Source organism: Brachybacterium sp. GCM10030252 (genome assembly GCF_042666535.1).
Taxonomy (GTDB): Bacteria; Actinomycetota; Actinomycetes; order Actinomycetales; family Dermabacteraceae; genus Brachybacterium.
Window position 1 is genome coordinate 322762 of the sequence record NZ_JBHTDM010000003.1, and the last position, 23420, is coordinate 346181.

The 23420-nt window shown below is 71.1% G+C and carries 21 protein-coding genes; 15 read left to right on the forward strand and 6 right to left on the reverse strand.

From position 1 onward, the window contains the following. The first annotated feature begins 204 nt into the window (after positions 1-204). The 9 genes from ACFQRJ_RS01485 to ACFQRJ_RS01525 all read left to right on the forward strand — a co-directional run bounded on the left by ACFQRJ_RS01485 (position 205) and on the right by ACFQRJ_RS01525 (position 9091). Positions 205-1068 carry a metallophosphoesterase family protein gene (locus tag ACFQRJ_RS01485; protein ID WP_377016283.1) on the forward strand — a complete coding sequence of 288 codons (864 nt, stop codon included), beginning with the start codon at positions 205-207 and terminating at the stop codon, positions 1066-1068. A 265-nt stretch (positions 1069-1333) separates the two neighbouring features. Then, positions 1334-1630, forward strand: a complete 297-nt coding sequence (groES, locus tag ACFQRJ_RS01490; protein WP_377016285.1) for a co-chaperone GroES — start codon at positions 1334-1336, stop codon at positions 1628-1630. A gap of 22 nt (positions 1631-1652) precedes the next feature. Next, complete coding sequence (gene groL, locus ACFQRJ_RS01495; protein ID WP_377016287.1) at positions 1653-3239, forward strand: chaperonin GroEL; 1587 nt, start codon at positions 1653-1655, stop codon at positions 3237-3239. A gap of 212 nt (positions 3240-3451) precedes the next feature. Beyond that, complete coding sequence (locus ACFQRJ_RS01500; protein ID WP_377016289.1) at positions 3452-4153, forward strand: hypothetical protein; 702 nt, start codon at positions 3452-3454, stop codon at positions 4151-4153. Continuing rightward, positions 4141-5241: a pseudouridine synthase gene (locus ACFQRJ_RS01505; protein WP_377016291.1), complete on the forward strand. Its 1101-nt coding sequence runs from the start codon at positions 4141-4143 to the stop codon at positions 5239-5241. The genes ACFQRJ_RS01500 and ACFQRJ_RS01505 overlap by 13 nt, the downstream gene beginning before the upstream one ends. A gap of 35 nt (positions 5242-5276) precedes the next feature. Next, positions 5277-6098, forward strand: coding sequence for a hypothetical protein (locus tag ACFQRJ_RS01510; protein ID WP_377016293.1), 822 nt, complete (start codon positions 5277-5279; stop codon positions 6096-6098). 229 nt (positions 6099-6327) lie between these two features. Next, entirely contained in the window at positions 6328-7827 is a 1500-nt protein-coding gene (gene guaB / locus ACFQRJ_RS01515; protein ID WP_377016295.1) for an IMP dehydrogenase, read from the forward strand. A gap of 94 nt (positions 7828-7921) precedes the next feature. After that, positions 7922-8335, forward strand: a complete 414-nt coding sequence (locus tag ACFQRJ_RS01520) for a hypothetical protein (RefSeq protein WP_377016297.1) — start codon at positions 7922-7924, stop codon at positions 8333-8335. 48 nt (positions 8336-8383) lie between these two features. After that, positions 8384-9091, forward strand: coding sequence for an exonuclease domain-containing protein (locus tag ACFQRJ_RS01525; RefSeq protein ID WP_377016299.1), 708 nt, complete (start codon positions 8384-8386; stop codon positions 9089-9091). A 60-nt stretch (positions 9092-9151) separates the two neighbouring features. Here ACFQRJ_RS01525 and ACFQRJ_RS01530 read toward each other — a convergent pair whose 3' ends face one another. Then, entirely contained in the window at positions 9152-9670 is a 519-nt protein-coding gene (locus ACFQRJ_RS01530; protein WP_377016301.1) for a hypothetical protein, read from the reverse strand. A 66-nt stretch (positions 9671-9736) separates the two neighbouring features. Here ACFQRJ_RS01530 and ACFQRJ_RS01535 point away from each other — a divergent pair, with 66 nt between their 5' ends. After that, on the forward strand, positions 9737-10810 hold the full coding sequence (locus ACFQRJ_RS01535) for a hypothetical protein (RefSeq protein WP_377016303.1): 1074 nt from the start codon (positions 9737-9739) through the stop codon (positions 10808-10810). A 26-nt stretch (positions 10811-10836) separates the two neighbouring features. After that, a complete protein-coding gene (locus tag ACFQRJ_RS01540) occupies positions 10837-11946 on the forward strand; it encodes a GuaB3 family IMP dehydrogenase-related protein (protein ID WP_377016305.1) in 1110 nt (369 codons plus the stop codon). 219 nt (positions 11947-12165) lie between these two features. Here the strand turns inward: ACFQRJ_RS01540 and ACFQRJ_RS01545 are convergent, their stop codons facing one another. The 3 genes from ACFQRJ_RS01545 to pta form a co-directional block, all read right to left on the reverse strand. Further along, the gene (locus ACFQRJ_RS01545) at positions 12166-12744 is read right to left on the reverse strand and encodes a hypothetical protein (protein ID WP_377016307.1); all 579 of its coding nucleotides are present in this window, start codon (positions 12742-12744) and stop codon (positions 12166-12168) included. A gap of 109 nt (positions 12745-12853) precedes the next feature. Continuing rightward, complete coding sequence (locus ACFQRJ_RS01550; protein ID WP_377016309.1) at positions 12854-14203, reverse strand: acetate kinase; 1350 nt, start codon at positions 14201-14203, stop codon at positions 12854-12856. Continuing rightward, on the reverse strand, positions 14200-16311 hold the full coding sequence (gene pta, locus ACFQRJ_RS01555; RefSeq protein ID WP_377016311.1) for a phosphate acetyltransferase: 2112 nt from the start codon (positions 16309-16311) through the stop codon (positions 14200-14202). The genes ACFQRJ_RS01550 and pta overlap by 4 nt, the downstream gene beginning before the upstream one ends. A 131-nt stretch (positions 16312-16442) precedes the next feature. Between pta and ACFQRJ_RS01560 the strand changes: the two genes are divergently transcribed. The 3 genes from ACFQRJ_RS01560 to guaA all read left to right on the forward strand — a co-directional run bounded on the left by ACFQRJ_RS01560 (position 16443) and on the right by guaA (position 19519). Beyond that, positions 16443-17330, forward strand: a complete 888-nt coding sequence (locus tag ACFQRJ_RS01560) for an SURF1 family protein (RefSeq protein ID WP_377016313.1) — start codon at positions 16443-16445, stop codon at positions 17328-17330. 3 nt (positions 17331-17333) lie between these two features. Beyond that, positions 17334-17762: a DUF3817 domain-containing protein gene (locus ACFQRJ_RS01565; RefSeq protein ID WP_377016314.1), complete on the forward strand. Its 429-nt coding sequence runs from the start codon at positions 17334-17336 to the stop codon at positions 17760-17762. Between the two features lie 155 nt (positions 17763-17917). Further along, positions 17918-19519: a glutamine-hydrolyzing GMP synthase gene (gene guaA / locus ACFQRJ_RS01570; protein WP_377016316.1), complete on the forward strand. Its 1602-nt coding sequence runs from the start codon at positions 17918-17920 to the stop codon at positions 19517-19519. 32 nt (positions 19520-19551) lie between these two features. Here the strand turns inward: guaA and ACFQRJ_RS01575 are convergent, their stop codons facing one another. Then, positions 19552-20664, reverse strand: a complete 1113-nt coding sequence (locus ACFQRJ_RS01575; protein WP_377016318.1) for a GNAT family N-acetyltransferase — start codon at positions 20662-20664, stop codon at positions 19552-19554. Between the two features lie 107 nt (positions 20665-20771). Continuing rightward, the gene (locus ACFQRJ_RS01580) at positions 20772-22598 is read right to left on the reverse strand and encodes an MDR family MFS transporter (RefSeq protein ID WP_377016320.1); all 1827 of its coding nucleotides are present in this window, start codon (positions 22596-22598) and stop codon (positions 20772-20774) included. A gap of 176 nt (positions 22599-22774) precedes the next feature. Here ACFQRJ_RS01580 and ACFQRJ_RS01585 point away from each other — a divergent pair, with 176 nt between their 5' ends. Then, positions 22775-23386, forward strand: a complete 612-nt coding sequence (locus ACFQRJ_RS01585) for a TetR/AcrR family transcriptional regulator (protein WP_377016322.1) — start codon at positions 22775-22777, stop codon at positions 23384-23386. Positions 23387-23420 lie beyond the last annotated feature (34 nt).

Genomic DNA, 23420 nt, shown 5'->3' on the forward strand with positions numbered 1-23420 from the left:
CCCGACCGGCCACGCGAACCGGGCCGGCAGGCGGGCCGGGCCGGCTCAGGATTGGAGCCAGCATGTGCACAGCTGGCCCCTATATAGCGCTATCGGTGCACATGGTGGCTCCAATTCGCCCGCACCTGCGGTAGCCCCGCCCGACCGGCCGCTCCGTCCGCCCCTCTTCACCTGCCCGTCACCCGCGGTGGCTACCGTGCCTCCATGCGCATCCTCCACCTCAGCGACACCCACCTCTACGGCGACCCGGCCGCTCGCCACTACGACCGCATTGACACCACCGCCGCCCTGCACGGGCTGCTCTCGCGCTGCCAGGGTCTGACCGACATCGACGCAGTCGTCCACACCGGAGACGCCTCCGAGGACGGCACCCCGGCCAGCTACCGACTGCTGCACGAGATCCTCGATCCCTTCGCCGCCGCCCTGGGCGCCCCACTCGTGGTGGCCATGGGCAACCACGACGTCTCCGTCGCGTACGGCGAGACCATCGCCCCGGGTGACCGGGGCGCGACCAGCCAGGATCGCGTCGTCCGCCTGGAGAACGGGGCCCGCATCGTGGTGCTGGATTCCAGCATCCCCGGCGCGGGGTACGGGCATCTGGAGGACGAGCAGCTCCAGTGGCTGCGCGGCGTCCTCGCCGAGCCCGCGCCGGGCGGCACCGTGCTCGCGATCCACCATCCGCCGCTGGTCGCCGCCACCACGCTGCTGCGGGGCCTGGACCTCGACGGCCTCGACCAGCTGGCGAGCGTGCTGGCGGGCTCCGATGTGCGGATCGTGCTCTCGGGCCACTACCACCACGAGATGACCGCTGCGATCGCGGGGATTCCCGTGCACGTGGTCCCGGGCATCACCAACGTGGTCGACCCGGTCACCGCCGGGGATCACGAGCAGTCGCTGGCGCAGTCGGGGATGAGCATCGTCGAGCTGGGGGAGGTCCCGACGGACGCGCCGCGGGTGGTCACCTCCGTGTTCCCCAACGCCGGAGACACCCTCGCCGACATGAGCGTGCCGGTCTACGACATGGGGCCGGAACAGGTCTCGGCGATCCTGGAGGCCGCCGGCCGGTGAGCCCGTCCGCGAGGCCCCGCGGGTGTCGCCCCGGAGAACCCGTCGGCGAGGCACCCGCCGTGCCCGGGACGGCCCCGGTTTAGCACTCGCCTTGCACGAGTGCCAGCTCGGTCCTAGAGTTGGCGTCGTTGGCAGTCGAAGGCCGAGAGTGCCAGAGGCTGTCAGTCAGGAATCTTCCCCGGTCGGCACCGCGACGACGACCGGGATCGAGGTCCCTGGAACCCCGAACTCACAGAGTCATCTCTTCATGAAGGAGTGAGCCGCCATGTCGGTCTCCATCAAGCCCCTCGAGGATCGCGTCGTCGTCAAGCCGCTCGAAGCCGAGCAGACCACCGCTTCCGGTCTGGTCATCCCGGACACCGCGAAGGAGAAGCCCCAGGAGGGCGAGGTCGTCGCCGTCGGCGCCGGTCGTTTCAACGACAAGGGCGAGCGCGTGCCCATGGACGTCAAGGAGGGCGACAAGGTCGTCTTCTCGAAGTACGGCGGCACGGAGCTGAAGTACGGCAACGAGGAGTACCTGGTCCTCGGCGCCCGTGACATCCTCGCCATCATCGACAACTGAGTGAACTGAGGCCTGGAAACTCATGGCAAAAGAGATCATCTACGACGAGGAAGCGCGTCGCGCCCTCGAGCGCGGTGTCGACAAGCTCGCCAACACCGTCAAGGTCACGCTCGGCCCCAAGGGCCGCAACGTGGTCCTGGACAAGAAGTGGGGCGCGCCCACCATCACCAATGACGGCGTGACCATCGCCCGTGAGATCGAGCTCGAGGATCCCTACGAGAACCTCGGCGCTCAGCTCACCAAGGAGGTCGCGACCAAGACCAACGACGTGGCCGGTGACGGCACCACCACCGCCACGGTCCTGGCCCAGGCGCTCGTGCACGAGGGCCTGCGCAACGTCGCCTCCGGCGCGGCTCCGGCCGCCCTGAAGCGCGGCATCGAGAAGGCCGCCGAGGCGCTCTCCGAGAAGCTCGGCGACATCGCCATCGAGGTCGAGGGCAAGGAGCAGATCGCGAACGTCGCATCGGTCTCCAGCCAGGACCGCGAGATCGGCGAGCTGCTCGCCGAGGCGTTCGACAAGGTCGGCAAGGACGGCGTCATCACGGTCGAGGAGTCCTCGACCACCGCGATGGAGCTGGACTTCACCGAGGGCATGCAGTTCGACAAGGGCTACATCTCCCCGCACTTCGTCACCGACGCGGATCGCCAGGAGACCGTCCTCGAGGATGCCCACGTCCTGCTCGTCCAGAGCAAGATCTCGGCGGTGGCGGATCTGCTGCCGCTGCTGGAGAAGATCGTCGAGGGCGGCAAGCCGCTGTTCATCATCGCGGAGGACGTCGACGGCGAGGCCCTGTCCACGCTGGTCGTCAACAAGATCCGCGGCACCTTCAAGGGTGCGGCCGTCAAGGCTCCCGCGTTCGGCGATCGCCGCAAGGCGATGCTGCAGGACATCGCGGTGCTCACCGGCGCCCAGGTGGTCACCTCCGACCTCGGCCTGGACCTCAAGACCGTCGGCACCGAGGTGCTCGGTCAGGCCGGTCGCGTGGTCGTCACCAAGGACTCCACCACGATCGTGGGCGGCGCCGGTGACGAGCAGGCCGTGGCCGATCGTGTCGGGCAGATCCGCTCCGAGATCGAGAACACCGACTCCGACTGGGATCGCGAGAAGCTCCAGGAGCGCCTCGCGAAGCTCGCCGGTGGCGTGTCCGTGATCAAGGTCGGCGCTCACACCGAGGTCGAGCTCAAGGAGAAGAAGATGCGCATCGAGGACGCGGTCTCCGCGACTCGTGCGGCCATCGAGCAGGGCATCGTGGCCGGTGGCGGCAGCGCCATCGTCCAGGCCGCTGCGGCTCTCGAGAGCGACCTCGGCCTGACCGGCGACGAGGCTGTCGGCGCGCGCGCCGTCACCCGCGCGGTGGTCGAGCCGCTGCGCTGGATCGCCGAGAACGCCGGCTTCGAGGGCTACGTCGTCGTCGAGCGGGTCAAGGAGGCTCAGGTCGGACACGGCCTGAACGCCGCGACCGGCGAGTACGTCGACCTCGTGGCCGCGGGCATCATCGACCCGGTCAAGGTCACCCGCTCGGCGCTGCGCAACGCGGCGTCCATCGCGGGCATGGTCCTGACCACCGAGACGCTCGTCATCGAGAAGCAGGACGACGAGGACGAGTGATCCAGGACTGACCTGACGGTCATCCACTCGGCCGACGGGCGGGCAGAACGGGGACACCCCGGGCTGCCCGCCCGTTCTCGTCCCCCGGGCAGCATCCTCGACCCGACGGGTCCGGATCAGCAGGCCGGACCAGCACCGATACGTGCTCCGAAGCGGCTCCGGCAGGCCTAAGATGAGCAAGCCACAGACGACCCGCCCCCGGAGGAGAAGTGATGACCCGCAGCTCCGAGGACGTCGCGCGGGCGACGGACGACGACCGCCCGACCCGCACCTACGGGCCTCCGGCCGCCGTCGTGATCGGCACGCTGGTGGCGGGCTTCGTGTTCGTCGTGGTCCTCGAGTTCCTCGTGATCATCAGCTTCGTCGGCCAGCGGCTGTGGAACGACCCCCAGATGATGCGCGATCCGGTGTTCACCGCGCCCTTGCTGCTGTGGGTGCTGATCGCGGCCACGGCGGCCGTCGGCTGCCTGCGCGTGCTGACCGCCTGGCTGCAGATCGATGCCGAGGGGTTCCAGCTGCGCGGCCTGGGCCGCCGCACCCGGCAGGCCCGGTGGGACGAGGTGGGCCAGGTGATCGCGGTGCGCGACATCGAGCGCGGACTCGGGCCCACCGAGATGCTGGACGCCTCCGAGACCGCCTACGACGGCGTGTACGTCCTGGACCCCGAGGGCCGGCGGATCCTCGCCGTCTCCAGCCGCTTCTTCGGCCCCCGAGCCCAGGAGATGACGCTGCGCCGCGCCCAGGAGGCGGGCGTCCACGTCGACCACATCGAGGCGATCACCACCGCCGAGCTGCGCCGGCAAGTGCCGCAGGCCATGCGATTCAGCGACCGTCACCCCAACCTGATCCTGGTTCTGCTGATGCTCATCTACGTCTTCCACAACGTGCTGACCTTCGCCGTGTGGGGACTGTGAGCAGTCTGCGACCTGAACAGGCAGGACGGCCGGGGCGCGCCGCCCGGCGACGCGCCCGCGCCAGGCCGGCACCCCTGCCGCAGCGCGAGGGACTGGACGCGGTGCGGTGGCAGGTCCCGCCTGACGCGGTCACCGCTGCCGCGATCGAGGCTCTGGTGGCACGGTACCCGGCTCTCGCCGACCCGGACGCGACGCCGCTGACGGACCGCTTCGCACGGGGCGACATCGTCGACGCCGACGCACACCCCTGGGCCGCCACGGATCCCGTCGGCCCCGGCGATGAGCTGTGGTTCCACCGTGAGCTGCGCGCCGAGGACGTGCCCGAGACCGAGCTCAGCATCCTCCATCGGGACGAGCACCTGCTGGTGCTGGACAAGCCCCACGGGATCGCGACCATGCCGCGAGGAACCCACGTCCGCGCCAGTGCCCTGGTGCGACTGCGCCGCCTGACCGGACTGACCACCCTGACGCCGCTGCACCGCCTGGACCGGCCCACGGCCGGGGTCCTCGCCTTCGGGATCCGGCCCGAGGAGCGCTCCGCCTACCAGCAGCTGTTCGCACGCGGCGAGGCGGACAAGGAGTACCTGGCGCGCGTGCGCATCTCCCGCTCGGGCGCGCCCAGCGAGCGAGCCGCTGAGCTGACCGGTCCGGCTGGTCTGGCTGGTCCGGCTGGTCCGACCGGTGAGGGTGCCGCCCGCCCGGGGCATCGAGCGATCCTCCGCGACCGGCTGGAGAAGCCGCGGGGAGAGCTGCGCGCCCGGACGGTCGACGGGGTGCCGAACGCGGAGACCGAGCTCGAGGTCGTCGCCGTCGAACCCGACGGCGTCCTCCTGCTGCGACTCCGGCCACGCACCGGGCGCACCCACCAGCTGCGGGCCCAGCTCGCCGCGCGCGGCGCCCCGATCCTCGGCGACACCCTCTACAACACGAACCTCGACGGCGGGGACGCTCCGGCGCGGAGTCACCACGTCGAGGAGCCGACCCGGCAGCTGCTGCAGCTGCTCGCCCGCACGCTGGCCTTCACCGACCCGGTCACGGGCGAGGACCGGAGCTGGACGAGCCGGCAGGAGCTCGGTGGTCCCACGTGAGCTCGACTCGCCGTGCCACCGCCTACGCTGGGGCGGTGCAACCCCCCAGCCCCCGGCGCACCCGCGGCGGTGCCGTCCTCGTCGGCCCCAGCCTGCGTGCACGCTACGTGCCGGGCGCGCTGATCGGGCTGCCCCTGGTCTCGGTGCTGCTGGCACCGTTCGCCGGGGCCGCGCTGCAGCAGTGGCGTCGCGCGCAGCTCACCGGTGGTCATGACTCGGCGCTGGCGGATCTCCTGGCACCTGCGTGGGTCCAGCTGCTGCTCGGCGCCGTGCTGCTGTGGGCGCTGTTCGCGCTGTGGGCGCTGGTGCCGATGCTGCTGACCCACCGGGTCGTGCATCTGGACGAGCGCGCGGGCACCCTCCTCCTGCGCCGCGGCCTGCACGCCATCGATCGAGCCGACCTGAGGGACGTCGACCATGCCGTCGGCGAGGCCGAGCGCGGCAGCATCGCCGTGATCGGGATCAGGGGCGCCGGGACGCGGGGCAGCGGCCCGGTGCGCACCCAGGGTGCGGCACGAGCCCAGGGCGCAGTCCGCGACCGCGAGACGGCCGACGGCGAGACTCCGGTGCGCCAGTGGATCGTCCCCGAGATCGGCTGGGACAGCGCCTCCTTCGACGGGCTGCGTGCGCTGCAGGCCGCCGCGGGACTCCGCCCCGCCCCGTCCCGCGCCGAGCTCGTGGCGGAGAATCGTCGCGTGCGCAGAGCGGCTGCCCACCGGGAGCTCGCCGATCGACTCGGCATGCCGTGGAAGGACGAGTACGCGCACGACGAGGCCGCGTTCCAGGAGGAGTTCGATCGCGTCCGCCGCGTGCTCGGGGGCAAGGAGCCCCCGCGCGAGGGCGACCCCCGGCCGTAGCGGTCCTCGGGCCGGGCGAGGTCCGGCGCGCGAGGCTCTTCCGGGGTGATGCGACACTCATCCGCGCAGCTGCCGCGGCCGTTTCCCGCCCTGCCCAGCGCGATGTTCTCGCCCTGCGCGGGGTGATGGTGGCCACCCATGGCGTTCTCGCAGGTCAGGAGGCGGCCTGTGAGGGCAGGTGTGGCGAGCAGGACTGCACGGGCCGGGCCCGCGCGGCTACGATCGGGCCATGACGAGCGCGGATCCCTTCGGTTTCATCGGCCTGACCTACGACGACGTCCTGCTGCTGCCGGGGGAGACCGATGTGATCCCCTCCGAGGCAGACACCTCCAGTCGGCTGACCCGGGAGATCACCCTGCGGGTGCCGCTGGCCAGCGCCGCGATGGACACCGTCACCGAGTCCCGGATGGCGATCGCCATGGCTCGCCACGGCGGCATCGGCATCCTGCACCGCAACCTCTCCATCGAGGACCAGGCCCACCAGGTCGATCTGGTCAAGCGCACCCAGACCGGTCGCATCACCAACCCGGTGACCATCGGCCCCGAAGCCACCCTGGAGGACTTCGACGCGGTCTGCGGCCAGTACCGCGTCTCCGGCCTGCCCGTGGTCGACGAGACCGAGCACCTGCTGGGCATCTGCACCAACCGCGACCTGCGCTTCATCCCCGTCGCCGAGTGGGCCCGCACCAAGGTCCGCGACGTCATGACCACCGAGCTGTTCACCGCGCCCGAGGACGTCACCCCCGAGCAGGCCACCGCCCTGCTGCGCAAGAACAAGCGAGAGCGACTGCCGCTGGTCGACGCCGACGGCGTGCTGCGCGGGCTGATCACCGTGAAGGACTTCGTGAAGTCCGAGCAGTTCCCCGACGCCTCCAAGGATTCCCAGGGCCGCCTCCTGGTCGGCGCGGGCGTCGGCTTCTTCGGTGACTCCCTCGAGCGCGCCGGCGCGCTGCGCGATGCGGGGGCCGACGTGCTGGTCGTCGACACCGCCAACGGCCACGCCCGTCTCGCCCTGGACATGATCCGGCGCATCAAGAACGACCCCGCCTTCGCCGGCGTCCAGGTCATCGGCGGCAACGTCGCCACCCGCGCCGGCGCGCAGGCCCTCGTCGATGCCGGGGCCGACGCGGTCAAGGTCGGCGTCGGACCCGGTTCCATCTGCACCACGCGCGTGGTCGCCGGCGTCGGCGTCCCCCAGATCACCGCCATCCACGAAGCCTCCAAGGCCTGCGGGCCCGCGGGCGTGCCGCTGATCGGCGACGGCGGCCTGCAGTACTCCGGTGACATCGCCAAGGCCCTGGTCGCCGGGGCCGACACCGTCATGGTCGGCTCGCTGCTGGCCGGAACCGAGGAGTCCCCGGGAGAGGTCGTCCTCGTCGGCGGCAAGCAGTACAAGTCCTACCGCGGCATGGGCTCGCTCGGGGCCATGGCCTCCCGCGGCAAGCAGTCCTTCTCCAAGGACCGCTACTTCCAGGCCGACGTCTCCAGCGACGACAACATCGTTCCCGAGGGCATCGAGGGTCGCGTCGCCTATCGCGGCCAGCTCGGCACGGTCATCCATCAGCTCGTCGGCGGGCTGCACCAGTCGATGTTCTACGTCGGCGCGAACACCGTGGCCGAGCTCAAGGAGAACGGCCAGTTCGTGCGCATCACCTCGGCCGGTCTGAAGGAATCCCACCCGCATGACATGGCCGCGATCATGGAAGCTCCCAACTACACGTCGCACTGACGCGTTCCGCTGCACGGAGCCCGTCCCGCTGAGGCGCCGGAATCGGGGGAAAGCCCCCATGTTTCCCGGCCCCTCATCGTTCTACGGTCGATTCATGACTATCGCGATGACGTCCGCGCCCGACAGCGAGATCTTCAGCTCCGCGCAGCGACCGCGCTCACGCTGGGGGCTGACCGCCCTCGTGCTCGGGCTCCTCGCGCTGGTCGGTGGAGTGGCCTGCGCCGGTTACGTCGGTGTCACGCTGGTGCCCGCCGAGCTCGAGGCCGGTGGCATGTTCGGCGACACCGCGCCCGGCTACCAGCGTGGCGTGATCGCCGCCGGTCTCTCGCTGCTGCTGTGGGCCGGGATCGGCATCGTCGCCCTCGCGACGGGGAGCCTTGCGCTGGTGCGACGCGAGAGACGCGGACGCGGCATGGCCGTCGGCGGGATGATCGCTGCCCTCGTGGCACCGGTGCTGTGGCTGGCGGGCTTCGCCGTGCCCGTGGTGATGGCCGCGTCGGCGCTGTAACGGTGCACTGGGAGCTCGTCCGTCAGCTGCGGCCGATAGCCTGAGTGCATGCTCTCCACCTGGATCGACCTCCCCCTGCTCGGGTTCGACACCGAGACCACCGGCACGAACGTGACCTCCGACCGGATCGTCACCGTGGCGCTGGTGCACTCGGTCGGCCCCGGCCGGGGGAACGAGACCATCGCGACCTGGCTCATCGACCCCGAGATGGACATCCCCGAGCCCGCGCAGCGCGTCCACGGCATCAGCACCGAGCACGCCCGCGCGCACGGCATGGCCGCCGCCGCGGCACTGGACGAAGTGGCCACGATGATCGCGGAGGCCCTCGGCAAGGACGTGCCCCTGGTCGCCTTCAACGGCAGCTTCGACCTGGCCATCCTCGAGAACGAACTGACCCGGCTCGGCCTGCCCACGCTCGCCGCCCGCCTCGGCCACGACATCGCCCCGGTGCTTGACCCCCTGGTGGTGGACCGGGGAGTGGACCGGTACCGCAAGGGCAAGCGCACCCTGACCGACCTGCTCGCCCACTACGGCATCGAGCAGGACGGGCAGCTGCACACGGCCGACGTCGACGTCTCCGCCACCCTGGACGTGCTGCGCGCCCTCGTCACGGCCCACCGGCAGCTGGCCGCATCGACCCTGGCCGATCTCCACCGCGAACAGATCGCCTGGCACCGATCGTGGGCGGAGAACTTCAACCAGTTCCTCCAGAAGAAGGGCCGCACGCCCGACGTCAGTCTCACCTGGCCGCTGTGAGCCGAGCGCGCCTGCGCCGGGTGACGCTGCGAGAAGAGCGCACTGAGCTGCCTTGACCCGTCAGAGCCCGTCGGCGGAGTCCTTCCACATCGCCGTGGTGCGCCACCATGCCGCCCGTGCCAGCCCGGCCACCACGGCACCGAGCACCAGCAGCGGCCACCCGGGCTCGAGGCCGGAGGGCCTGCCATCCAGCGCGGACCACAGACCCAGTACGCCCATGAGGGCGACGGATGCGCCGACGCCGATGACCCACACCGCATGCATGGCGTGCGCATCGGTCAGCTGCCATGGCACCTCCGGGAGACCACGGGCGGCTCTGCCGGCGGCCGCGGAGTTCGCGGTTCCACGTCGGGAGGCGGCGAACCTCATCAGCTGCAGCAGCCGGGTCAGCGAGAACCCTCCCAGTGCCAGCGCGCTGGCCAGGACCAGTCCGCTCATCGGCCGAGCGTCCCCGGCGGCCGGCTCCGTCTGGACGAGTCGAATGACCTCGAGAGCCATCAGCGCCACGCCCACGCCGGTGACCGCCCAGGGCCACAGCAGGGAAGGTCCCCGCTCGCGGCGTCCGTCCTCCGAGGTCATCGGACCACGGTATCCCGGGGAGGTGTCGGGGTGCGCCGCCTGTAGAGCGCCTCTAGGGTGAGTGCCATGGAACCCCGCGATGCATTCCACGGCGGCGACGCCGCACCCGCCGAGGGGGCCGGGCCGGGTGCAGCCGTCTCCGCCGAAGCGGCCGGGGCCTCGCGGTGGCCCTCGTCCGTGCTCACCACCAGCACGATCATCACGGGGATCGCCGCCGGACTTCTCGGCCTGCTGCACGGCGGCGACATGGTTCAGCGGCTGTTGGGCACCGGCAGGTTCACGGTCAACGACCTTGCCGGCGCCACCATCGTCCTGCGCCGGTCGCTGGCATCGCCGCCGGCGATCGCCATCGACGTGGCGCAGACTGCTGCCTGGATGGCACTGAGCGTACTGGCGATCGTGGGCGGCGCGATGGCGCTGGGACTCTCCCGCGGCCGCGCCCGGGTGGGCGGCGCCGCGGCGATCATCGCGGTGGTGGCACCGCTGGTGCTCACCATCCCCGCGGCGGTTCTCAGCCGGTACGCCTCGATGACTTTCGACAACGGTTTCTTCGCCATGGTGGCAGGGGTGCTGGTCCTGGCCTCCGGAACCGGCCTGCTGGCCGGCCTGCTCTCCTGCGTGCTGCTGCTGACTGCGCCCCGCCGTGCCCCGACCGTCCGCGCGTCCGTCGCCTCCGGGGCCGTCGCGATCACGGGCGCGCTGGTTCTGCTGGGCGAATCCGCCGTCGCCCTGGTGCGGGTGCTGATGTCGGGGGTGAGCTGGTGGAGCTACGGATGGGCGGGGCTGTTCTTCACGGGGTGGCCCGCTACCGCCGCCGTGACCATCGTGGCACTGCTCGGCATGGTCCTCGCCGGCATCGGCGGCGGCATGGCACTGGGGTCGCCCTCGCGCCTCGCCCGCGCGGGTGGTGGCTTCCTGCTCGGCGCGCTGCTGATCAGGGTGCTCGTCCAGGAGATCTTCGGCGGGATGTTCGTCTGGTTCCAATCGCGGCTGTCCCTGTACGCGGACCTGGGTGCGGTCCGTGCGTTCGAGTCGGTGAACACCTTCCTCGTCCCGACCCTGACCGGGATCGGCCTGCTCCTGGTGGTGGCCGGCCTCATCGCGGCAGCCGCCTCCACGAGAAGGCCGGACGGGACATAGCTCGTCGCCGGTAGACTCCCTGCGTGATGAGCGAGATCGAGATCGGCCGCAACAAGCGGGGACGGCGCAGCTACAGCTTCGACGACGTGGCGGTGGTCCCCTCCCGACGCACCCGGGACCCGGAGGACGTCTCCACGGCGTGGCAGGTCGACGCCTACCACTTCGACATCCCGATCTTCGCCGCCCCGATGGACTCGCTGATGTCCCCGGAGACCGCGATCCAGCTCGGCCGGCTCGGCGGGCTCGGCGTGCTCGATCTCGAGGGCCTGTGGACGCGCTACGAGGATCCCTCGGCGCAGTTCGCGCAGGTCGCCGCCGCCTCGGGCGACGAGGTGGTGAACGTGATGCGCTCGATCTACCAGGAGCCGGTCAAGCCCGAGCTGATCCGTGACCGCATCCAGCAGCTGCGCGACGCGGGCGTCACCGCCGCCGGGGCACTGTCCCCGCAGCGCACGCAGGAGCACTGGAAGACAGTGGTCGATGCCGGGGTGGACCTGTTCTTCATCCGCGGCACCACCGTCTCGGCCGAGCACGTCTCGACCGGCCGCGAACCCCTGAACCTCAAGCGCTTCATCTACGAGCTCGACGTGCCCGTTATCGTCGGCGGCTGCGCGACCTACACCGCCGCGCTGCACCTGATGCGCACCGGCGCGGCAGGAGTCCTCGTCGGCTTCGGCGGCGGCGCCTCCCAGACCACCGAGGAGACCCTCGGCATCTCCGTCCCGCTCGCCAGTGCGGTGGCCGACGTCGCCGCCGCCCGCCGCGACTACATGGACGAATCCGGTGGCCGCTACGTGCATGTCATCGCCGACGGCGGCCTGGGCCGCTCCGGTGACCTGATCAAGGCGATCGCCTGCGGCTCCGACGGCCTCATGGTCGGTGCGGCGCTTGCTCGCGCCGAGGAGGCCCCCGGCGGCGGTCACCACTGGGGCTCGGAGGCCCACCACCCGACCCTGACCCGCGGTCACCGCGTCGAGGTCGGCACCGCCGGGTCCCTCGAGCAGATCCTGTTCGGGCCCTCCAACGGAGCCGATGGCACCACCAACCTCGTCGGCGCTCTGCGCCACGCCATGGCCACCACCGGCTACCTCGACCTCAAGGAGTTCCAGCGCGTCGAGGTCGTCACCACGGCCTGAGGCGCTCGGACCCCAGCGCGCCGGCCCGAGCCTCCGGCGCGTGCCGGCCCGGGGCCCCAACGCCCCGCACCGCGGCGAGATCCCAGCGCGCCGCACCACGGTGAGGCCCCAGCGCGCCGCGCCGCGGCCGTCCTGCCGCGGGATCCGCGAAAGAAGGGGAACTCGCCAGTCATACCCACCGGGTCACGGATCTCGCGGGCCGGTGTCCCGGCCCGGGGATCAGGAGCGTACGCGGGCGACGATGCCCCAGATCAGCAGGATGAGCGCCGCGATACCGAGCACGACCGGCAGCAGCAGCCCGATGCCGATGCTCACGAAGATCCCGGTCAGCCCCATCTCGGAGTAGGCCGCCGAGCTCGCCCCCTGGCAGTCCACGGTGACGTCCTGCCCGCCGAAGGTATTGATCTGGTAGATCGACTGGTACTCGACGCCGTCGACCGTCGTGGTGAGGTCGGTGTCCGCCTGGGGCTCGACGTTGACCTCCTCGCCGTCCGAGCCGGTGAAGTCGCAGGTGACCTGGTCGACCTCGTCGACCGGCACTGCGATCATGTAGGCGTTCATCGACGAGGTGCTGATGGTCCCGCCGTTCGGGTCCAGCGGCTCCGACTCCAGCAGCCCCATCCCGGCGATCACCGCTGCGACGAATCCGGCGATGATCGGCATCACCACCAGACCGATGAGGTTCGCGACGATCCCCAGGATCCCGAACACGATCCGCTTCATGCCGCGCTTCTTCGGCGGCGGCACGTATCCGTACGAGGACTGGTACGGGGCGCCGTAGGGGCTCTGGTAGGCCATGGTTCTCCTGGGACGGGAGGCGACGGGCGTGCCCAGCCTACGGTGGCCCGGCCGCCTCTCGGCGCCCGTCCACAAAGGGGGTCGAGCTCGCCGGAACCCCGCCGGAGGTTCAGCCCTTGCGCGAGCGGGCCAGCTCCAGGGACTGCTGGGCGATGGCGAGCTCCTCGTCGGTCGGCACCACGAGCACCCGCACCGCGGAGTCGTCGGCGGAGATGACGCGCGCGTCCTTCGAGCGCTCGGCGTTGCGCCGGGTATCGAGCACGATCCCGAAGCCCTCGAGGCCGGCCAGGGCGCGCTCGCGCACCTGGGGCACGTTCTCGCCGATCCCGGCGGTGAAGGTGATCGCGTCCAGGCCGCCGAGGGCGAAGGCGTAGGAGCCGATGTACTTGCGCAGCCGGTGGACGTAGACCTGCATGGCCAGTTCCGCGTCCTGGTCGCCGTTGTCGATGGCGGCGGTGATGTCCCGGAAGTCGCTCATGCCGCTGAGGCCCTGCATGCCGGAGCGCTTGTTCAGCACCGTATCGATCTCATCGACGCTCATGCCGGCGCTGCGGTGCAGGTGGGCGTACACGCTGGGGTCGATGTCCCCGGTGCGGGTACCCATCACCAGGCCCTCCAGCGGCGTCAGGCCCATGGAAGTGTCGATCGGGCGCCCGCCGCGGACCGCCGAGGCGGAGGCGCCGTTGCCCAGGTGCAGCACGATCTGGCGCAGCTGGGTGGTGTCCGCGCCCTCGGCGGCGAGCATCGAGGCCACCTGCTGGGAGACGTACCGGTGGCTGGTGCCGTGGGCGCCGTAGCGGCGGATCCGGTACTCGGCGGCGATGGACTTGTTCAGCGCGTAGGTGCGCGAGGCCTCCGGCAGCTGCGTGAAGAACGCGGTGTCGAACACCGCCACGTGGGGGATGTCCGGCAGCAGGGTGCGCGCCGCGTCGATGCCGTCCACGGCCGCCGGATTGTGCAGCGGCGCGAGCTTGCCGAGATCGGCGATCTGGTCGCGGACCCACGAGTCGATCAGCGTGGGCTCGGAGAACCGCGCACCGCCCTGGACCACCCGGTGGCCGACGGCGACCACGTGGGCATCGGCCAGGGACAGCCCGGCGTCCTCGAACAGTCGGCTGACCAGTTTCATCGCCGCGACGTGGTCGGAGACCTCCCCGTTGTACGGGGCGTAGGCGTCGCCGACGCTCAGGCGGGCGCTGGCATCGTCCTGACCGATCCGCTCGACCAGGCCGGAGGCGAACACCGTCTCGCTGACCGGGTCCAGCAGCTGGAACTTCAGCGAGGACGATCCGGAGTTCACGACCAGCACGGTCGAGGTGTCCGCCGCGGGCAGCGGCGTGGACGCCTCGGCCGCGTCGGAGGCTCCGGCGCCGGAGGTGGCTCCGGGCCCGGAGGCGCCGGCACCCGAGGTGGCGTCGGTCCCGGAGGTGCCGTCGGCGGGGGAGGGCTGCGAGCTCATGCGTCGTCCTTCGAGACGCTCGGGGTGGAGGCGGCCTCGGCGTCGGCCGCCTGGGCCTGGATGGCGGTGATGACGACGGTATTGATGATGTCGTCGACCAGCGCGCCGCGGGAGAGGTCGTTGACCGGCTTGTTCAGCCCCTGCAGCACCGGGCCGATGGCGATCGCCCCGGCCGAGCGCTGGACGGCCTTGTACGTGTTGTTGCCGGTGTTGAGGTCCGGGAAGACGAACACCGTCGCCCGCCCGGCGACCGAGGAGTCCGGCAGCTTCGTCTTGGCGACGGAGGCGTCGACCGCGGCGTCGTACTGGATCGGGCCTTCGACATCCAGCTGCGGGTTCGCGCTGCGGACCAGCTTGGTGGCCTCGCGCACCTTGTCGACGTCGGCCCCGGAGCCGGAGGTCCCGGTGGAGTAGGACAGCATCGCCACGCGCGGGGCGATCCCGAACTGCTCCGCGGTGGCGGCCGACTGCGCCGCGATGTCGGCCAGCTGCTCGGCCGTCGGGTCCGGGTTCACGGCGCAGTCGCCGTAGACGAGCACCCGGTCCTCCAGCGCCATGAGGAACACGGAGGAGACGATCTGGGCGCCGGGCTTGGTCTTGATGATCTCGAACGACGGGCGGATCGTGTGGGCGGTGGAGTGCACCGCGCCGGAGACCATGCCGTCGGCCTCCCCGAGCTGGACCATCATGGTGCCGAAGTAGGAGACGTCCTGGATCTTCTCCCGGGCCTGCTCGAGGGTGACGCCCTTCTTCGCGCGCAGCCGGGCGTACTCGGCGGCGTAGCGCTGGAGATGGTCCTCGTCCTGCGGGGAGACGATCCGGGCCTCGGAGATGTCGTGACCGAGCTGGGAGGCCTTCGCCCGGATCTGGTTCTCCTCGCCCAGCAGGATCAGGTCCGCCACGCCGCGGGCGAGGATCGACTCGGCGGCGGCGATGATGCGGGGTTCGTCGCCCTCGGGCAGCACGATCGTCTTCTTCCGGCCGCGGGCGCGGGCCAGCAGCTCGAACTCGAACATCATCGGGGTGATGACCTCGCTGCGGTTGACCTCGAGCGCGGCCAGCAGCTGTGAGGTGGGCAGGTGCTCGGCGACGGCGCGGCGGGCGGCGTCGACCTTCTGACCGCTGCCGGCCGAGAGCCGGCCCCGGGTCCGCGCCACCCGGACGGCGGTGTCGAAGGTCGAGAGGTCCGTGGCGATGATCGGCAGGTCCTGCCGGACCCCGGAGATCAGCCGCTGGACCTCCTCGGGCACGTCGTAGCCGCCGGTCAGGACGATGGAGGACAGGGACGGGAAGGTGCCGGACTGCTGGGCCATCACCAGTCCCGGCAGCAGGTCGAACCGGTCTCCGGGGGCGATCACGGTGCAGTTCTCGCTGAGGCGGCTGAGCACGTTGGGCAGGCTCATCGCGGCGACCACGGTGCCGATCGCGACCCGGTCCAGCCACTCGCTGCTGCCCTGCAGGAGCGTCCCGCTCACGGCGTCCTTGACCTGCTGGACCGTCGGCGCCATGATCACCGGGCTCTCGGGGATCACGGCGACCAGGGCGCCGTCGACCTTGGCGCTCACCGCGGCCTGGACGGCGTCCAGCGACTCCGCCTCGGCGCGGTTGACGACCACGGCGATCGGGGCGGCGTGGTGGCCGGAGAACTCGCCGACGGAGACCGCGGCCAATGCGGCGATCTGGTCCGGGCTGCGGTCCAGGCCCGAGACGACGACCACCACCGGGGCACCCATGTTCGCCGCGACCTCGGCGTTGAAGGCGAGCTCGGTGGGGTTGGCGAGGTCGTCGTAGTCCGAGCCGAGGACGACCAGCATGGAGTAGCGCTCGGCGAGCTCGCGGTACCGGCCCAGGATCCGCTCGTGGGCGGCGTCCGGGTCCGACAGCAGCAGCTGGTGGTCGACGCCGACAGCATCCTCGTAGGCCTGGTCGACGGCGGGATGGCTGGTCAGCAGGTCGACCGCGTAGTCGCGGCTGTGGTCGGCCTTGACGACGGGGCGGTAGACCCCGACGCGGTCGGAACGGGAGGCGAGGGTCTCGAGCAGACCGAAAGCCACCATCGACTTGCCGGTCATTCCCTCCGGGCTGGCGATATACACACTGTGCGGCACGCCCACAGCGTACGGCGGCCAGGCCGCGACCGGGGAGGCCCTCGGTCCCGCCGGCCACCGCGGGCGGCACGGGTGTGAGGACCAGCACCCGTCCCAGCGGTGCTCCCAGTCGCCGCTCCTACCATGGGCCCATGCTCCGCACCGCCCTCCGACCCCGCTACCTCGGGCTGCTCGCCCTGATGGTGGTGGCCACGCTCGTGTGCGGACTGCTCGCCTCCTGGCAGTGGGACAGGGCGCACCGCGCGATCACGGACCGGGCGGACGGCCCCGCGGAGCTGGGTCAGATCCAGGATGTGCTCGGCGTGGGCGACGCGGTCACCAACGAGATCGTCGGCGACTTCGTCACCGCCACCGGCCAGTACGCCCCTGACGAGCAGGTGCTGGTGCCCGACCGCCGGATCGACGGGACGGACGCCGTGATCGTCGTCGCCGCCCTGCACGTCCGGCTCGAGGACGGCACCGAGGCCCGTCTGCCGGTGGCCCGCGGCTGGATCGAGTCCGACGCGGTCACCGGGACGGACGGCGAGCCGGACCCTGCGCTCGCCCCGTCCGTGCCGACCGGCGAGGTCACCGTCCGCGGGCGCCTGGAGGCCAGCGAACCCGCGGCCGACGGCGTCTCCGGCGGTCTCACCGATGCGATCGCGACCCCGCTGCTGGTCAACGAGTGGGGATCCCCGATGTACTCGGGCTACCTCGCCCAGGTCTCCGAGGCCGACGCGCTGCACCCGATGCCCGCGGCCGAATCCGCCTTCAGCCGTGGCCTGGACTGGCAGAACCTCGGTTACGCCGCGCAGTGGATACTGTTCGGCGGTTTCTTCCTCTACCTCTGGTGGCGCTCGGTGCGCACCGCCTACCTCGACGAGCTCGCGGAGCGGCGCGAGGCGATGCAGGACCAGCTGGCCCGCGCCCCCGGCGAGACGGCTCCCGACGCACCCTCACTCGAACCGGCCACCGCCGCCTCTGCCTCCTCACCGACTGCCACCGCGCAGACCAGCCCGACCCCCGACAAGGACGTGTGACCCGTGCCCACCCCCCGGCCTCTCGACGAAGTCGCCATCAGGACCTCCTTCGCCCGCTTCCGCGTGGCCTCCATCGTGGAGGGCGTCGCCCTGCTCGTGCTGGTGGGCATCATGACGATGCGCTACGTCGTCTTCGGCGGGGAGACCTGGTTCTCCTCCACCTCGGCCACCTGGGACCAGATCTCCGAGGTGTGGTCCCCGATCCACGGCCTGATCTACATGGTCTACGTGATCCTCGGCTTCGACCTGTGGCTGAAGATGCGATGGGCACTGCCGCGCATGCTGCTGCTGATGTTCTTCGGGGTCGTCCCCGTGCTGTCCTTCTTCGGGGAGCGCTGGACCCACCAGGCCGTGGAGACCGACCTCGCCCAGCGGCCGACTCTGCAGGACGAGGACGGCGCCGGCCGCGGTGGCCGGTCCAGCACGGCCTGAGCCACCGTGGCTGCAGGTGGAGAACGCTCCGCCCGCAGCCGCCGATCCAGCCCTGGCCGCATCCGCGTGCCACGCCTTGCCAGCGTGACGAGCATTGCGCCGCCCGCACCCGGACGGAGCACCCTGACGGCGCGGCGCGCCCGTAGACTCGGAGGGTGACCGACACCGATCAGCGCCCCGTCCTCGTCGTCGACTTCGGCGCCCAGTACGCCCAGCTCATCGCCCGCCGAGTCCGCGAGGCCCGCATCTACTCCGAGGTCGTCCCGCATACGACGCCGGCCGCGGAGATCCTCGCCAGGCAGCCGCGCGCGATCATCCTCTCCGGCGGGCCCAGCTCCGTCTACGAGGAGGGCGCCCCGCGCCTGGATCCCGAGCTGCTGACCGCGGGCGTGCCCGTGCTCGGGCTCTGCTACGGCTTCCAGTCGATGGCAGCGGCCCTGGAGGGCACCGTCGCCCCGACGGGTGTGCGCGAGTACGGCGCGACCCGTCTGGAGGCCGTCGATTCCGCCTCGCAGCTGCTGTCCGACCAGGATGTCGATCAGAACATCTGGATGAGCCACGGCGACTCCGTGACTGCGGCTCCCGAGGGATTCCGCGTCATCGCGACCTCCGCAGGCAGCCCGGTCGCCGCCTTCGAGCACCCCGAGAAGTGCCTGTACGGCGTGCAGTGGCACCCCGAGGTCGGCCACTCCGACCGCGGCCAGGAGGTGCTGGAGAACTTCCTGTACCGCGGGGCGGGCCTCGAGCCGACCTGGACCACCGGCAACGTCATCGACGAGCAGGTCGAGCGGATCCGTGAGCAGGTCGGGGAGGGCACCGCCATCTGCGCGCTCTCGGGCGGGGTCGACTCCGCCGTCGCCGCCGCGCTGGTCCAGCGCGCCATCGGCGACCGCCTCACCTGCGTCTACGTCGACCACGGCCTGATGCGGCAGGACGAATCCGCGCAGATCGAGAAGACCTTCGGCGAGTCCACCGGCGGCGCGAAGCTCGTCGTCGTCGACGCCGAGGAGCAGTTCCTCACCGCACTCGCCGGGGTCGATGACCCCGAGCAGAAGCGCAAGATCATCGGTCGCGAGTTCATCCGCACCTTCGAGCAGGCCCAGGCGGACATCCTCCGCGAGCGCGGCGTCATCGAGGACGAGGGCGGCGAGGCGCACGCCGAGGCGAAGGCCTTCCTGGTCCAGGGCACGCTGTACCCCGACGTCGTCGAGTCCGGCGGCGGGGAGGGCGCCGCGAACATCAAGAGCCACCACAACGTCGGCGGCCTGCCCGAGGATCTCAACTTCGAGCTGGTCGAGCCGCTGCGGACCCTGTTCAAGGACGAGGTGCGCGCCGTCGGCTCCCAGCTGGGCCTGCCCGACGAGATCGTCTGGCGCCAGCCGTTCCCCGGGCCGGGCCTGGGCATCCGCATCATCGGCGAAGTCACCAAGGAGCGCCTGGACGTGCTGCGCAGGGCCGACGCGATCGCCCGCGCCGAGCTCACCGCCGCCGGCCTGGACCGCGACATCTGGCAGTGCCCCGTGGTGCTGCTGGCCGACGTGCGCTCCGTCGGCGTCCAGGGTGACGGCCGCACCTACGGCCACCCGGTGGTGCTGCGCCCGGTCACCAGCGACGACGCCATGACCGCGGACTGGGCCAAGGTGCCCTACGAGGTCCTCGGTCGCATCTCCACCCGCATCACCAACGAGGTCGCCGAGGTCACCCGAGTGGCGCTGGACATCACCAGCAAGCCACCGGGCACCATCGAGTGGGAGTGAGCCGCGAGAGCTGAGCACCCCGTTGCAGGGGCTCAGGCCTCCGGCGGCTCGAGCAGCCGGGAGGGGTGCGCCTCGGCGCCGGCGTGCCAGGACTGGGTGCGCTCGAAGGTCTCCCATCCCATCGCGGCGTAGAGCCCGTCGGCGCCGGTGGGGGAGTCGGCGTCGACCTCGAGATCGACATGGGTGCGGCCGCGCTCGGCGGCATCGGCGATGGCCACGCGCAGCAGCGCCTTCGCGATGCCCAGGCCCCGCGCGGAGCGGTGCACGCCGAGGTACTCGAGGTAGGTGCCCTCTCCGCGGGCCACGGGATCGGTGAGCTCCGGGCGCGCACGCAGTTTGGCGGTGACCAGGCCTCCGGCGGGCAGCCAGCGACCGTCGCGCTCGGCCTCGGCGATCCACCAGTGGTCCCAGTCCGCCTCGTCGGGCCCCTCGATCAGGCGCTGGGCGAACTCGACGAACGACTCCCGGTACGAGCTGAAGTGATCGGCGAAGGACTCCTCGAGCATCCGGTGCACGGTGCGTACGTCCTGTGCGACGGGAAGACCCGAGGGATGGCAGTGCACGCGGCGCACGCGGGTACCGGGCCGCGTGGCCGGCGGTGGCCCGGTCTCCTCGAGCGTGACGGGGCGGCGCATGTGCAGCCAGGTGCGCATCATCGTGTAGCCCGCGGCGGTGAGCAGCCGAGCGCGGTCGGTGTCGGCCTCGTGCGCGCTCACGTCGAGCTGGGTGGTCTTCACGCCGCGATGGCGGGCGAAGGACCCGGCCGCCTCCTCCGCCCAGTCCAGCAGCGCCGCCGCCAGCTGGTCCCGCTCGGGCACCTCGCGGCCCACGACGAACTGCACGTCCGAGCGTCCCGCGGCCCGGTCCTCGACGGCCACCCAGGCCACCGGTGGCTGATCCAGGGTCGGGGAGCCGTCGGGCGCGGAAGGGACCACGACGACCTGTCGCCGGGCCCACGACCTCAGCCCCACGAGCCGGGAGCGGAGCCCGTCGACATCCTCGACGCCATCCGGCGTGTGGGAGCGGATGTCTCGCGTGACCAGCTCGGCGAGCGGTTCGACGTCGGTCTCCACCGGCAGCCGGGTGGTGAGGGAGCCGGTGAGCGCGGCGGGCATCGTGGGCGGGAAGTGATCAGTCAGAAGCACCCGTTCATGGTCCCACGCCGCCGGTGGACGCGGCAGAGAGAGAACGGGCCGGCGGCACCGTGGTGGTGCCGCCGACCCGTTCTCTCTCTATCCTCGTCCGGGGAACCTCAGCGTTCGGTGTGCTGGTCCTCGTCGGATCCGGATCCGGTCGCGCCGGAGAGCCCGGTGGCGCCGGAGCGCGCGTACCCCTCGGTGCCGCTGGTCTCGAGGCCGTCGCCGGAGCCGGTCACCGATTCGGTGGCCCCGACCGCGGCGATCGCCCCGGTGCTGGTGCTGACCAGCTCCTCCTCGCCGAACTCTTCCGCGGCGGGGCCGGCGCCGGCGGGTGCGCTCGCAGCGGCGTCGTCGGCGGAGTGCAGGGTGTTGCGCAGCGGGACCTGCTTGACGAACAGCGAGAGCAGCAGGGCCGCGGCGACGAACGGCACCGCGGTCAGGAACACGGCGTGCATCGCCTCGCCCATGCCCATGCGGATCGGCTCCACCAGGAAGCCGGGCAGCTGGGAGAGCGCGTCGGGATCGAGCACGGCGGACTCCAGCTGCGAAGCGTCCATCTGGGTGCCGGACTGCTGCAGCGCGGCCTGCTGCTCGGCCGGCAGGGCCTGCATCTGCTCGCGGATGGAGCTGCCCATCTGCGCAGTCATCACGGTGCCCAGCACCGCGGTGCCGATGGTCGAGCCGACGTTGCGGAAGAACTGGACGGCGGCGGTGGCCACCCCGAGCTCCCGCTGAGGCACGGCGTTCTGCACGACCAGCGTGTACACCTGCATGCACAGCCCCAGCCCGAGGCCGATGACGATCATCGCCAGGGTCAGGTGCCACTGCGAATCGCCGTACTGCAGGCGCGTCAGCAGCCAGTAGCCCGTCACCAGCACGATGCCGCCGAGGACGAGGAACACCTTGTAGCTGCCCAGGCGTGTGATGAGCAGGCCCACCACGATCGAGGTCAGGATCATCGCCACCGACAGCGGGATGAGGATCGCCCCGGAGTTGGTGGCCGAGACGCCCAGGACGCCCTGCGCGTAGACCGGGATGTAGATGATCGCGCCGAACATGGCGACGGCGATCGCGAACGACGCGGCCACCGACAGCGCCACGATGGGGCGGGTCAGCAGATGCATCGGCAGCAGCGGCTCGGCGACGCGGTTCTCGATCAGCACGAAGGCGATCAGGAACAGCGCTGCGACGGCGTACATGCCGATGATGATCGAGGAGCCCCAGTCGTAGGACGTGCCGCCGAGGCTGGTGGCCAGCAGGGCGATCACGAGGCCGGGGGTGAGGGTGGAGATGCCCCACAGGTCGACCTTGCCGTGCTGGGCCGCGCGCTCGAGGTGGAGGAACTTCCAGATGAACACGAAGGCGACCACGCCGACGGGCAGCGTGAGGTAGAACAGCCAGCGCCAGCCCAGATTGTCGGTGACGGTGCCGCCGATGAGCGGGCCGATCACACTGGTCACGCCGAAGACGGCGCCCATGATGCCCTGGTATTTGCCGCGCTGGCGCGGGGGGATGATGTCACCGATGATCGTCTGGGACAGCGGCAGGATGGTGCCCATGCCGGCGCCCTGGACGGCGCGGGCGAAGACCAGGAACCAGAAGCCCTGGGACATCCCGGCCAGGATCGAGCCGATCATGAACACGGCGACGCCGCCGAGGTAGAACCAGCGGCGCCCGTAGAGGTCCGAGAGCTTGCCGACGATCGGCACGGCCACGGCGGAGACCAGCATCGCGGCGGTGGCGATCCAGTTGTAGTGCTCCACGCCGCCGAGCTCGGCGACGATGCGCGGCATGGCGGGGCCGACGATGGTCTGGGACAGGGATGCGACGAACATCCCCAGCATCAGGCCGGCGAAGACGAGTTTGCCCGTGCGGTCCAGGCCGGTGAAGGCGGTGGGGGCGGTGCCGTCGGGCGCCGCCGGGGTCGTTGCAGTGCTCACTGAGCTCCTCGGGGAGAGTCGAAGGGACGAAGCTGAAGGATCCGGACGTGGCTGGACGCGGCCGGAGGTCGCAGCACATCGGTGGGCCTCGACCGCTCCACTCTAACCAAGTGTTGCATTCACTGCACTATTTCGCTCAGTGCAACTTCTGTGACTTCGCGGACTACGATGGGCGCGTGAACGACGACGAGACATCTGATGGGGCCTCCCTGGGCCTGCGAGAGCGCAAGAAGCGCCTGACCAGGGTCGCCATGCACCGCGCCGCGCTCGAGCTGGTGCTCGAGGAGGGGCTGTCGAACGTGACGGCCGACATGATCGCCGCGCGCGCCGGCGTCTCGACCCGCACCTTCTTCAATCACTGGAGCACCAAGGAGTCCGCGATCCTCGGCATCCTCTCCGGGGAGGGGGAGCGGCTGGTCGAGAGCCTGCACGAACGGATCGTGCACTCCGGCACGCGCGACGCGCTGCGTTCGGTGCTGCGAGAAGCCCTGGAGTCGACACCGGCCGATCCCAGCCTGCGGGAGCTGAAGAAGCAGGTCATGGCGAGGGAGCCGAAATTGCACTCGATCTCCTCGGGCAACCTGATCTCGGTCCAGACGGAGATGGTCGACGCCATGGCCGAGGCCTTCGACGGGCCCGATGCGCATGAGCGCGCGGTGATCACCGTCCAGCTGGGCTTCGCCCTGACCCGCAGCGCGTTCGCCGTCTCCATGGCGCGCGGGATCGACCTGGTCACGGCGTTCGACGAGGTCGTGGCCCTGCACGATGCGGGGCGAGTGCCCTTCTAGAGCACCGGATCGTGGCGCTGCCGAGCCAGCGCAG

What these genes read in the sequence shown, in the direction of transcription:
- ACFQRJ_RS01485 (WP_377016283.1), top strand. Translation starts at nt 205, where the DNA reads ATGCGCATCCTCCACCTCAGCGACACCCACCTCTACGGCGACCCGGCC.
- groES (WP_377016285.1), top strand. Translation starts at nt 1,334, where the DNA reads ATGTCGGTCTCCATCAAGCCCCTCGAGGATCGCGTCGTCGTCAAGCCG.
- groL (WP_377016287.1), top strand. Translation starts at nt 1,653, where the DNA reads ATGGCAAAAGAGATCATCTACGACGAGGAAGCGCGTCGCGCCCTCGAG.
- ACFQRJ_RS01500 (WP_377016289.1), top strand. Translation starts at nt 3,452, where the DNA reads ATGACCCGCAGCTCCGAGGACGTCGCGCGGGCGACGGACGACGACCGC.
- guaB (WP_377016295.1), top strand. Translation starts at nt 6,328, where the DNA reads ATGACGAGCGCGGATCCCTTCGGTTTCATCGGCCTGACCTACGACGAC.
- ACFQRJ_RS01520 (WP_377016297.1), top strand. Translation starts at nt 7,922, where the DNA reads ATGACTATCGCGATGACGTCCGCGCCCGACAGCGAGATCTTCAGCTCC.
- ACFQRJ_RS01525 (WP_377016299.1), top strand. Translation starts at nt 8,384, where the DNA reads ATGCTCTCCACCTGGATCGACCTCCCCCTGCTCGGGTTCGACACCGAG.
- ACFQRJ_RS01530 (WP_377016301.1), bottom strand. Translation starts at nt 9,670, where the DNA reads ATGACCTCGGAGGACGGACGCCGCGAGCGGGGACCTTCCCTGCTGTGG.
- ACFQRJ_RS01535 (WP_377016303.1), top strand. Translation starts at nt 9,737, where the DNA reads ATGGAACCCCGCGATGCATTCCACGGCGGCGACGCCGCACCCGCCGAG.
- ACFQRJ_RS01540 (WP_377016305.1), top strand. Translation starts at nt 10,837, where the DNA reads ATGAGCGAGATCGAGATCGGCCGCAACAAGCGGGGACGGCGCAGCTAC.
- ACFQRJ_RS01545 (WP_377016307.1), bottom strand. Translation starts at nt 12,744, where the DNA reads ATGGCCTACCAGAGCCCCTACGGCGCCCCGTACCAGTCCTCGTACGGA.
- ACFQRJ_RS01550 (WP_377016309.1), bottom strand. Translation starts at nt 14,203, where the DNA reads ATGAGCTCGCAGCCCTCCCCCGCCGACGGCACCTCCGGGACCGACGCC.
- ACFQRJ_RS01560 (WP_377016313.1), top strand. Translation starts at nt 16,443, where the DNA reads ATGCTCCGCACCGCCCTCCGACCCCGCTACCTCGGGCTGCTCGCCCTG.